Annotated in this window: 1 protein-coding gene and 1 pseudogene; both read right to left on the reverse strand. The window is 51.5% G+C overall.

Annotated features, from left to right (window positions below):
- Window positions 1–4,037: non-ribosomal peptide synthetase (locus tag AZ66_RS20950; protein WP_197081747.1), on the reverse strand; the 4,037-nt coding region annotated here is incomplete at its 3' end.
- 166 nt (window positions 4,038–4,203) lie between these two features.
- Window positions 4,204–12,237 (reverse strand): annotated as a pseudogene (locus tag AZ66_RS20955) (non-ribosomal peptide synthetase); the annotation flags it as partial.
- Between the last annotated feature and the right edge of the window lie 70 nt (window positions 12,238–12,307).

A 12,307-nucleotide genomic window follows, 5' to 3' on the forward strand; every position in this document is an offset into this window, starting at 1 on the left:
CCGACGAGCTGCTCCGGCTGCACGCCGTGTTGACGAAGCGTACGTGCCAGACGGTTCGCCCTCTCATTCAACTCCCGATACGACAGTTGTTCATTCTCATGCACGACCGCAGTTCGTTCCGGTGTAAGAGCGGCCTGCTCCTCAAAGAGTTGATGAACCGTGTGCTTCTGCTCCATATCTGACGGATCATGATTGAATTTGAATCGAATCTGCTCTTGCTCACTCGGCGTCAACATCCCGAGCACGGCGATTTGCGCCTCAGGCGACTGTGCAATTGAATGAAGCAGCTGTCGATAATGATTCGCCATTCTTACGATTGTGTCTTGTCTGTATAAGGACGAAGCATACTCCAAGCTGCAAGCGAGCCCATCCGCTCCTTCCGCAACGTCCAAGCTGAGATCGAACTTGGATATTTGATGTTCGAAGCCATACGGCTTCAATTGGAGTCCTGGAAGCTCGAAGTCCTTATTCTCCATATTTTGCAGGGAGAACATCGTATCGAACAGCGGATTGCGGCTCATGTCTCTTGCAACTCGAAGCTTCTCAACAAGCTCTTCGAATGGGTACTCCTGATGTTCAAATGCAGCTAACGCCTGCTCCTTCACTTGTTCCAAATAAGCACGGAACGTCGATTCTCCAGCCGGATAATTGCGAATTGCGAGCGTATTGACGAACATACCAATAAGCGGCTGCAAATCGTCGTGCATTCTCCCTGCGTTCGTCGTGCCGACGACAATATCTTCCTGACCCGTGTACTTATGCAGCAGCACCGTGTAAGCTGCGAGCAGAACCATGTATAACGTCGTTCCGCTATCCGCTGCGAGGCGTTGCAATGCCGTACTTATATCCGAATCAACCGTAAATTCATAGGTCTCCCCTTCGTAGCTCTGAATGGCTGGACGCGCGTAATCCGTTGGAAGTTCAAGTACAGGCAGTTCGCCGCCAAATGCTTGCAACCAATAGGCCTCCTGCTGCATCGAACGCTTCTGCTGTACTTCCGACTGCTGCCAAGCGGCAAAGTCTTTATATTGAATGCGCAGCGGTGGCAGCTCTTCACCCCCGTACAACCGAGCGAACTCCTCTACTAAGACTCCCATAGATGCACCGTCAGAAATGATATGGTGCATGTCATAGAGGAGCACATGTCGATCCGGTGCCATTTCAATTAAGCCAACCCTCAGCAACGGCGGAGTCATCAAGTCGAACGCTCGGATAAATTCGCGGGCTTTCTGCGCCGCTTCCTCCTCGCTTGCCTGCATATATTCAATGGCAAAGCTTACATCCTGATACACCTTCTGCACCGGTTCTCCGTCCATTAGCTCGAATCCGGTACGCAATGTCTCATGTCGTGCAATCAGCTTGCGGAATGAGGCTTCGAGGCGTTCTCTATCCAGCAGTCCCTCCAGCAGCATGGCACCTGGCATATTGTAACTCTGTTCCGCACCTTCGAGCTGCTGCAGGACAAACAGCCTCTTTTGCGCTGAAGATACCGAATAATACTCACGTTCCTTCACCCGTTCAATCGCGCTAAACTCCTGCTGCTCCATCCCTTCCATAAGCAAAGCCAGTTCTTCGATCGTCGGATTACGGAACAAATCACGAAGCGGCACATTGACGTTCAACTCCTTGTGAAGCTTGCTTGCCAATGTAGCGGCCCGCAGCGAATGTCCGCCAAGGGCGAAGAAATTATCCTTGATACCGACCTTCTCCACACCAAGCGACTCTTGCCAGATTTGCGCAAGACGTGCTTCAAGTGGAGTACGAGGTGCAATATACTCCGTCCCAATCGCAATGTTAGCCTGAGGATCGGGCAATGACTTACGATCCAGCTTACCGCTTGGCGTAAGGGGCAGCTGTTCCATTTGCACAAAATGAGAAGGAATCATGTAATCCGGCAGATGGGAAGACAGCGCCTCCCTCAATTCATTCACAGTAAGCACAGAGTCTGCTACCATGTACGCACACAGCATTTGTTGGCCATTACCGTCCGGCCTTGCATCCACGATAACCTCTCGCACACCCGCTACATTCTTCAAGCTCGACTCGATTTCGCCCAGTTCGATTCGGAATCCACGGATTTTGACTTGATGATCAATTCGTCCCAAATATTCGATTGTGCCGTTCGGCAGCCATCTGGCGGAATCACCAGTATGGTAAATACGTTCGCCTGGCACAAATGGATGAGCGGCAAATTTCTCTTCCGTTAATTCGGGACGGTTCAAGTAGCCTCTCGCCAGTCCCTCACCGGCTATGCATAATTCGCCTGGCACATGTAACGGCTGCAACTCTCCAGAAGTATTCAAAATCAGCACACTCGCATTAGAGATCGGTGTACCAATGGTAATGGGTTGATCTTTCTCGAGGCCGATTGCGCAGGTCGCCACGACGCTGTTCTCTGTCGGGCCATATTCATTAAACAGCTTCACATCAGGAAGCTGCTCCTGGCTTCTAGCTACTAATGCACTGCTGACACTCTCGCCAGCCAATGTCACTGTACGCAGCGTAGACACAGATTCGGCCTGCATCACATTGAGCAGCGCTCCGTATAGATTTGGTACGCAAATGAAGTGCGTGATTCCAGATTGGCTGATAGCGCCATGCAAGGCGAGCGGATCCTTCGCGTCCTCTTCCTTAAGTAAAAATAAACCTGCGCCGGACAATAATGAGCAGAACGCGCTCATGACGAAGCCGTCAAAGGAAAATGAAAATAATTGCAGAACCCGGTCGGAGGAAGAAAGCCCGTATGTCCGAATTCTCCACAACAGCGCATTGACTGCGCTTCTATGTTCAATCATGACCCCTTTCGGATTGCCTGTCGTGCCCGAAGTATAGATGACATATGCCAAGTTGCTTGAATCGGACACAGAGGCAAGTTCCGTCTCGTCGTCATGATAATTATGTTCGCTATTCATATCCACGATCGTGCCCTCATAGCTGACACGCTCGCGAAGATGGTATTGAAGCAGTAGCATCTGCGCTCCCGAATCCTCGAGCATATAACGAATACGCTCCTGCGGATATTCAGGGTCGATCGGCACATAAGCCCCACCAGCCTTCATGATGGCTAGCAAGCCTACGATCATTTCGAGCGACCGTTCGGCCATGATGCCAACGAGCTGATCGGATCGAACGCCAGCGTTCTGCAACGTACGTGCCAGCCTGTTCGCCCTTCCATTTAGCTCGGCATATGTTAACTGTTGCTGCCCATAAACTGCCGCAACAGCATCCGGCGTGCGACGTGCTTGTTCCGTGAAGAGTTCATGAATCGTTCGGTTACGCGGATACTCTGCAGCCGTCGCATTAAAGCCGTGCAGAAGCAGCGATGTTTCCTCATCCGAAAGCAAGCGAAGATTCCCCAAATTCGTATTTGGCTCGGCCAGTACGATGCTCAGCAGGCGCTGCAAGTGCTCAACGATTTGTGATATAAACACTGAATCATAGACACGTTCGTTATATACAACGCTCAAAAGGAGGTTCTCAGCTTCGAACTCAAATTGGAACAAGACATCTGCAACAACCGTTGGAATAAAGTTAACGGTATGTATATTCTTCAGGGCTGCCATCGTATTGATGACAGGCAAGCCATTCTTTTCTTGCACATTCATCTGCTCAGTTATGAGCCAGAAGGGGATATTCTGATGTCGAATTGCTTCTGTAAAGGATTGTTTCAGTGAAGTAAGCAAGGATTTGAACGTGAGCTCTTCATTCACATTCTCCTTCAATAGGACGACTTGATTGATGGGAAGTCTCTTCTCCCCTGCTTTTTGCACGATAGGCATGCCGATGACGATGCGATTCTCGCTCGTGTATTTGTGCAGCAAGCATTGGATGCCACCTAGTAAAATCATGAAGGCTGCTTGATGCGAGCCCTTAGACATGCGAATAATTCGTTCCGAAATTTCAGCAGGCATCGTAACAGAAACGGAATAATGTCGTGCCGCTTCACTGCTTGGAGTGCTCGTGTAGGGCAAAGTCGTAGGCGTATCTTCAGTATCGAGTTTCGCTTTCCAAAATTCGATTTCTTTATCAAAAGCCACTCTGATCATCTCCCCTCTCAAATCAAGTAAAGCCCCTAGAGGACGGCATCCGTCCATCCGGGTGCGTATCTGTCAATCCATAGCACGCAGCCCGAATGAACGAAATCCAATCCTAGTGTCATGAATGACGCGTTAACAGCCGAACAACAGTGTCAAATGCAGCGATTTAGAATGCAAAGTCAATTTCTTCTTCCAATTCTTCCTCTTGATTAGCACTGCCGCTCAGTTGAATATCCTCCAAGCGGAGGTCAGGCTGCTCGCAAGCTTGAGATAGAATCTCCAAGAAGTCTTCTGCGAAATTCGCAATCATGTTGGCGGAAAACAGCTTCGTGCAATATTCAAACTGCCCGCTCAGCATGCCGTCTTCGATAGCCATTTCCAAGGTTAAATCGAATTTCGCAACCGTATGTGATGGAATTAGAGGCTCGAAGGCCAATTCTCTCAGGTTGATCGTGCGCGCTTTTGCGTTCTGCAGCACGAACATTGTGTCGAATACCGGATTACGGCCTGGAACCCAAGCATCCTCTAACTGCTCCACCAGCTTATCGAATGGATAATCCTGATGCTCGAAGGCGCTCAGCGTCGATTCCTTCACTTCCTCTAAATAACTGCGGAACGTCTTGTCATCATTCGGGTAATTGCGAATCGCAAGCGAATTGACGAACATCCCGATTAACGGTTCTACATCTACATGGGTTCTGCCCGCAATTGGGGTACCCACAACCAAGTCATTTTGTCCTGAATATTTATGAAGCAAGGTCGTATAAGCCGCCAGCAGCACCATGTATAGGGTTGCTCCCGATTGGGATGCCAAGCGCTGCAGCTTCTCGTTCAACTGCCCATCAATCGCAAAGTGCAGCTTATCTCCGTCATAGCTGCGCTGCTCGCCTCTCGCAAATTCGGTCGGCAGCTCCAGTAACGGAAGTTCATTGCCCAATGTCCGCAGCCAGTATTCTTCATGTTCCTTCATCTGCTCGCTGCTTGCTTCTGCCTGCTGCCACAGCACATAATCTTTGTACTGGATTTCAAGCGGAGGAAGTTCCTCTCCGTCGTACAAGCGAGCAAGCTCGTCAACCAATATGTCCATAGAGATCCCGTCCGAAATGATGTGATGCATATCGAACAGCAATAGATGTTGTTCTTCTTGCTCCAGTTGGACGAATCCGACTCTCAGTAGCGGAGGCTGCTCCAGATCAAAATCGCGGACAAACTGCTCGGCAACCTGATCGATATCCTTCTCTCTCGCAGTCGAATACTCTAACGCGAAATCAACGTGCTGGTGTACGCGCTGTACAGGCTCACCATCAACCATTTCGAAGCTTGTGCGCAGTGTGTCATGGCGTGCAATCAATTGCAGAAGCGCCGCTTCTAGTCGATTTCGATCGATGTGTCCACTTACGGACATCGCCCCCGGCATATTGTAGCTCTGCTGCGCTCCTTCAGCCTGGTGCAGAATGTATAACCGCTTCTGGGCTGAAGCCAATTGATAATGCTCGGCCATTGGCGCGATAGGAATCGATCGGTGCTCCTGCTTCTCCAACTCGCCGATCGCCTGCGCCATCGCTTCCAGCGTCGAATAGTGGAAAATATCCCGCAGCGGAAGAGCAACGTGCATTTCCTTGCTTACCTTGCTTGCCAACGCAGTTGCGCGTAAGGAGTGCCCCCCCAATTCGAAGAAGTCGTCCTTCACTCCGATTTGATCGAGACCGAGTACTTCCTGCCATATGCGAACGAGCTTCACTTCCAATGCTGTTCGTGGTGCGATGCGATCAGTTCCAGTCCGGATCACGTCCTTCGGAGCAGGGAGCGCTTTACGATCAAGCTTGCCGTTCGGCGCCAGCGGCATCTGCTCCAGCCGAATGAAGTACGATGGAATCATGTAGCTTGGCAGTTCAGCAGCAAGCGCCGCTCTAAGGTCACCTACCGTTGGATCGCCATCTGCGACATAATAGGCGCAGAGCGATTTCTGTCCGTCTTCCTCTTCTCGCGCGACTACAACCGTCTCCCGAATTTCTTGGACATTCAGCAGTGCACTTTCCAGCTCGCCCAATTCAATCCGATATCCGCGGATTTTCACCTGATGGTCGATTCGACCCAAGTATTCGATATTGCCGTCAGGCAGCCACCGTGCTAAGTCTCCGGTTCGATACATCCGTTCGCCGACGGAAGGAATCGTGACGAATTTCTCTGCTGTCAGCTCTGGACGGTTCCAGTAACCGCGCGCCAACCCTACGCCCGCGATGCACAGTTCACCAGCAACGCCGATCGGCTGCACTTGATTATGCTCATTCACGATATGAATGCTCGTATTATCAATTGGCTTGCCAATCGGCACACTTACATAAGTCTGGCCTGGCTCGCAATCGAAGTACGTCACGTCCACCGTCGCCTCAGTCGGTCCATACAGATTAATGAGCTGCGCTCCGCTTGCAGGTGCAATATAACGGTGGAACCGCTCGACCTGGGAGGCAAGCAGTGCCTCGCCACTCGTGAACACCTGCCGCAGCGGTGCGAGACCGCGCTCACGCTCTGCATCTGTCAATTGCTCCACATGCTCAAGGAACGCGTGCAGCATGGATGGCACGAAGTGCATCGTCGTTATTCGGTGACGCTCAATCGCATCCACAATCGCATGTGGGCTCTTCTCCCCACCGACTGAAAGCATAAGCACCTTCGAGCCGACAAACGCCCACCAGAACAGCTCCCAGACCGATACGTCAAATGTGATCGCTGTCTTCTGCATAATCGTATCTTCCGCTCCAATCGGATAGCGCTTCTGCATCCACAGCAAGCGGTTGATGACCGAAGTATGCTCGACCATAACCCCTTTCGGACGTCCGGTCGTGCCAGACGTATAGATGATGTAGGCGATATCGGTCGGCTTGTTGACTGGCTCAGGATTCGATCCGTCTCCATCGTATGCTTCTGCATCATCCAGATTAATGATGCGTCCAGCGAAGTCAACCGCTTCTCCCGCGCTTCCTTGAACAAGCAGCACCTGAGCCTCGGAATCGTCCAGCATATACCGAATGCGATCCTCTGGATAATCCGGTGCGATAGGCACGTAGGCGCCTCCCGCCTTCAGAATCCCCATAATGCCAACCATTAGCTCCAGGGAACGCTCGGCCATAATACCGACAATCTGATCGGGTTCAACCCCTGCCGCACGCAGCGTCCTTGCCAGCTGGTTCGCGCGTTCGTTCAGCTCTCGGTAGGTTATGCTGTCATCCCCATATAGCACTGCTGCAGCATCCGGTGTCTGCTGCACCTGTTCTTCGAACATCCGATGAATCGTCTGTTCGCGAGGGTAGTCGACAGTTGTGTCATTGAATGCAGATTGGAGTTCTGCCTTCTCAGCTTCGGTAGCGAGCTGCAGTTCAGCTATAGAGATTGCAGGATTACCCGTTACTTGCTCCAGCACATGCATCAGATGATGATGCAGCCGTTCCATATGAGCGCGATCATACACTTCCGAGTTGAAATCAAAGCGAATGATAAGTTCATCACCCGGTACGACCATTAGATTGAAATCATAATTCGTCTGTTCAGCTGCCTGCACATCGGTTAAAGTGAGAGCTCCGTCGTTTCCGTCTCCGGTTTGCTCCATTCGCTCGTCCAATGGATAGTTCTCAAACACCATGATGTGGCTGATTAGTTCCGACTTCTGTGACGTTCTCGATTGAATCTCATAGAGCGGATAATAATCATATCTCCCGGATTCGAGTGCCGCATTTTGCAGCTGCTCCATCACGCCTGAGAAGCTTGCTCCGGCTTCACAGCTTACACGAACCGGAATCGTATTAATGAATAGACCAATCATCGATTCAACACCCGGAACATCAGCAGGTCGACCCGATACGACTCCGCCGAACACAACATCTTGCGTACCGTTATACTTCTGAAGCACGATCCCCCATGCCGCCTGCAGCAGCGTATTTAACGTAACTTGATGCTGCTTGGCAATCCGAATCATACGGGAAGTAAGCTCAATTCCGAGCTTGCGGGACGCTTGTTCCAGCACATACGGCTTATCCTTGCCTGTGATCTTCCCATTTGGCAATCGTGTCTGCTGCTCGTATCCCGCCAAGTACCCGTTCCAATATTCTGCCGCCGCACTCATGTCCTGCTCTGCCAGCCATTCGATATATCGGCTATAGTCTGGCAGGTCAGCCTCTTTGTTCCGCAAAGATCCAGCAGCTCCGAAGGCCACTAATGTTCCGACAGTTCCAGTAGCTTCAGTAGTTCCAGCATTATGATTCGTGACGGCTGAGTATATGCGGAACAACTCGTCCGTCAACTGCGGCAAGCACCAGCCATCCATCAGAATATGATGGGAACTCCATAGTACATGGCAGCTAGATGCCTCCGTACGCATCAATGTGACGCGAACAAGAGGATCGCGTTCCAGATCGAACCCTCGCAGCTTGTCGCTCGCGACAACACTTTCCATCACTGCTGCTTGCTCATCAGCTGGCAATTGGCTTAGATCCTCGTACGTGAATGTAATTCGTCCTTCCTGGAACACCACCTGTACCGGTTCCCCGTCCAAGCTGCAGAAGTTCGTCCGCAGCACGGAATGCCGGGCAGCCAGTTCGTGCAAGCTCTGGGCAAACAGGTTAGGATCCAACTCGCCTCGCAGCGTAAATCGGGTTTGTTCGAAATAAGCACCCGATGCGCCTTCTTGACCATCGAGAGCGTTATGGAACCACATTCCCTTCTGCATCGGGGTTAGCATGTACATATTTTCGATGATGCCAAGCTCTTGCGTCTCTTCAGCAATCTGCTCCAGCTGTTCGATACTCAGTCCTTGCAGCAGCAGATCACTCGGCGTCAATTCTGTCTGCTCACGTGAGACACAGTGGTCGATGATCTCGAGCAGACTTTCGTGGAAATGGCCTGCCAGCAGTTCCATCGTCTCCTTGCGGTACTCTTTCTCGCTGTAGCTCATATCCAAGGTCAATATGCCGTTCGTTATTGCGCCATTGATGTCGAGGACATATTGACGTGTATGCAAGGCACTTCCATCGGAACCCTTCGAATATGGAGACAACATAATGCCGCTTCCCATCGAGTCTTGATCGAATTGTCCCAAGTAGTTGAAGCTAATCTCTGGGGCAGCTCCCCATTCCAAGCTATCTTGCGGCTCAGACAAGTAGCGGCATATGCCGTAACCGATTCCCTTGTTCGGAATCTGCCGCAATTCTTCCTTCGCTCTCTTGATGTGGTACGCCAAACCTCGATCTCGCTCCGCTTGCAGCAGAACCGGATATTCGCTCGTGAACCAGCCGACTGTCCGTGAAATATCCAGATCGCCTGCGATTGGCTCACGCCCATGACCCTCGAGGTTGACGAGAATTTGATTGTGCCCACTCCATTTCTGTATGGCAATCGCGAGAGCGGCCAGCAAGATCTCATTCATATCGGTGTTATAGGCCCGGTGCACCCGCTTCAGTAAATGCTCCGTATCCTGTTGATTCCAAGCTACTGTTACGGAATTACTGTCCTGCTGCAGACTTGATTCTGTGTCAAAGTCCTTCGGCAGCGGATTCGCTCCTGCGTTCAAGACGTGTCTCCAATAGCTGCGCTCATGACCCAAATCCGTGAGTGAAGCATATTCGACCAAACTCCGTGACCACGCAGCATAAGAATCCGTCTTCGAAGGCAAGCGGATGTCGTCACCCTTGCATGCTTGCTCGTAGCCTGCCGATATATCCTCCAGCAGGATGCGCCATGACACGCCGTCTATGACAGCATGGTGGATCGCGATGAGCAGATGATGGCCTTGCTCGCAGCGGAACAATCCAGCCTTCACAAGCGGCCCGCCCTGCAAATCGATGCTAGCCTGTATGTCGTTCGCTTTCGCTTCGATAACCTGTTCTGCATCTCCACTGTTTGCGATATCGAAGGCAAGGAAGTCGAACAGCTCACCCTCCTCGATTGCCCGGTTCCAAGCCGTAACGCCAGCGTCTGATTTACGGAATACCATTCGCAGCGCATCATGATGCTCCACGATGGTTCGTAAAGTCTTGCGCAGAGCCTCTTCATTAAATCCGCCCTGCCGGTACAGCAAGAACGACTGGTTATAATGATGCATGTCATCTAGATCCAGTCCGAAATACCAGCGTTGGATCGGAGTAAGCTCGACCTCGCCAGACACCTCGCCTTGATCAGCTATCCTGCCAATCGGCTGAAGCTGTAGACTCAATTGCGCTATCGTCGGGTATTTGAACAGGTCGCGTATTTCCAACTTGTATCCAGCCTGATGCAGACGCGATGACACTTGAATCGATTTGATCGAGTCTCCACCCAATTCGAAGAAATGATCATTCGTTCCAACCCGCTCCACATGCAAGACACTCTGCCATGCGGCAGCCAACGCAATCTCTGCATCCGTGCGTGGAGCTTCATACTCCGTCCCCGTATACGCAGAGCCTTCCGGTGCTGGAAGTCCCTTGCGATCCAGCTTGCCGTTCGGCGTAAGCGGCATCCGCTCAAGCCTCATAAAGTGTGACGGTATCATGTAGGCCGGCAGCTCCTTCGCCAATGCAGATCTCCATTCACCTGCCGTCAGCTCACGATCGGATGTGTAATAAGCACACAGTACCTTCCGTCCGCTTCCATCTTCCTTCGCGACGACGGCTGCTTCGCGGATATCCAGCGTTTGCTGCAGCTTCGATTCGACCTCTCCGATTTCGATGCGGTAGCCGCGAATTTTCACCTGATGATCTGTCCGCCCAATTAATTCAATGTTGCCGTCAGGCTTCCATTTCGCCAAATCCCCTGTACGATACATGCGTTGTCCGTCAGCGAACGGATCGAGCACGAATTTGTCTGCTGTCATTTCTGGCCTATTCCAGTATCCGCGTCCGACTCCGGCACCTGCGATATACAGCTCTCCAGCCAGACCAACAGGCTGAAGCGACAAGTTCTCACCGAGAATGTACATCGATACGTAAGGAAGCGGCTTACCGATTGGCACAGAGCGCACTGGATCTGATGAAATCGGCTCATAATAGCTCGAGTCAACGCAAGCTTCAGTGACGCCATAGCTGTTAATGATGCGCAGGTGTGAACCGAAGCGATCGAGCAGCTTGCGGAATTCATCTGCAGGACACAGGTCGGATCCAATAATTAACATTCTAAGGCTGTCGATGTCCACGCGATGCTCATACACATGCTCCATAAGCGGAATGACGAGGGCAGGCGTCGATTCGAACATCTGAATACCGCTGCTGCGAAGAAGCTCAGCTAGTGCACCCGGGTTCGCTCTTGTGTCACTCGGGCAGAGTACAAGCTCTCCTCCATGCAGCAGTGTGCGAGCGAGATCACCTGAGAATACGTCGAACGAGAAGCTCGCCCATTGCAGCCAGCGAATTCCCGGCTTATGCAATTCATATTCGGCCTTCCAAGCCTCTGCCATCGCAGCGAGCTGACGATGCTCGATCATGACTCCCTTCGGATTGCCGGTTGTACCTGATGTATAGATGACATAACAGAGATGGTCAGGTTCGCAGATCGGCTCCAGGTTCGTATCGTCCTCATGATAGGAAGCTTCGTCTTCCAACAGCACCCACGTTCCCTCGAAGGACACTTTATCTTGTAAATGACACTGCGTCAGAAGTATTCTTGCCTTCGCATCTTCCAGCATGTAGCGAATGCGATCCTCTGGATATTCCGGATCAATCGGGACATAAGCTCCGCCTGACTTCAAGACGGCCATAACTGCCACGACCATATCAATCGAGCGATCGGCCATAACGCCAATTAAGTCATCTGGCTTCACACCTTCTGCCCGCAATGTTCTCGCAAGCTTATTCGCTCGTTCATTCAACTCGCGGTAAGTCATGCGCTCATTCCCGAACACGACTGCTGGTTGCTCCGGTGTCCGTTCTGCCTGTTCTTCGAACAATCGATGAATCGTTCCATCAGGAGCGTTCAATGAATGTGATGGATTGAATACTTGCAGGATCTCATCGCTTTCGTGCACAGTAAGCATATCTAGTTCGCCCAGTTGCGCATCCGGGTGGGTGACGATGTCCTTCAACAATTGGCTGAAATGCTCTGCCATGCGGTAGATCGTCTCTGATTTGAACAAGGAAGTCGCATACTCGAAGCTGCAATCCAGCCCGCGCTCATCTGCCTTCACATCCAAGCTCACATCGAACTTCGATATTGTGTATTCCAGCGGATATGGCTTCATATGAAAGCTCGCCGAGTGAATCAACCATCATGTCCGTATTGTCTAGGGCGAACATGGTGTACAAACACGG

The sequence above is a fragment of the Paenibacillus sp. E194 genome (assembly GCF_000935845.1).
In the GTDB taxonomy this organism is placed as follows: Bacteria; Bacillota; Bacilli; order Paenibacillales; family Paenibacillaceae; genus Paenibacillus_B; species Paenibacillus_B alvei_B.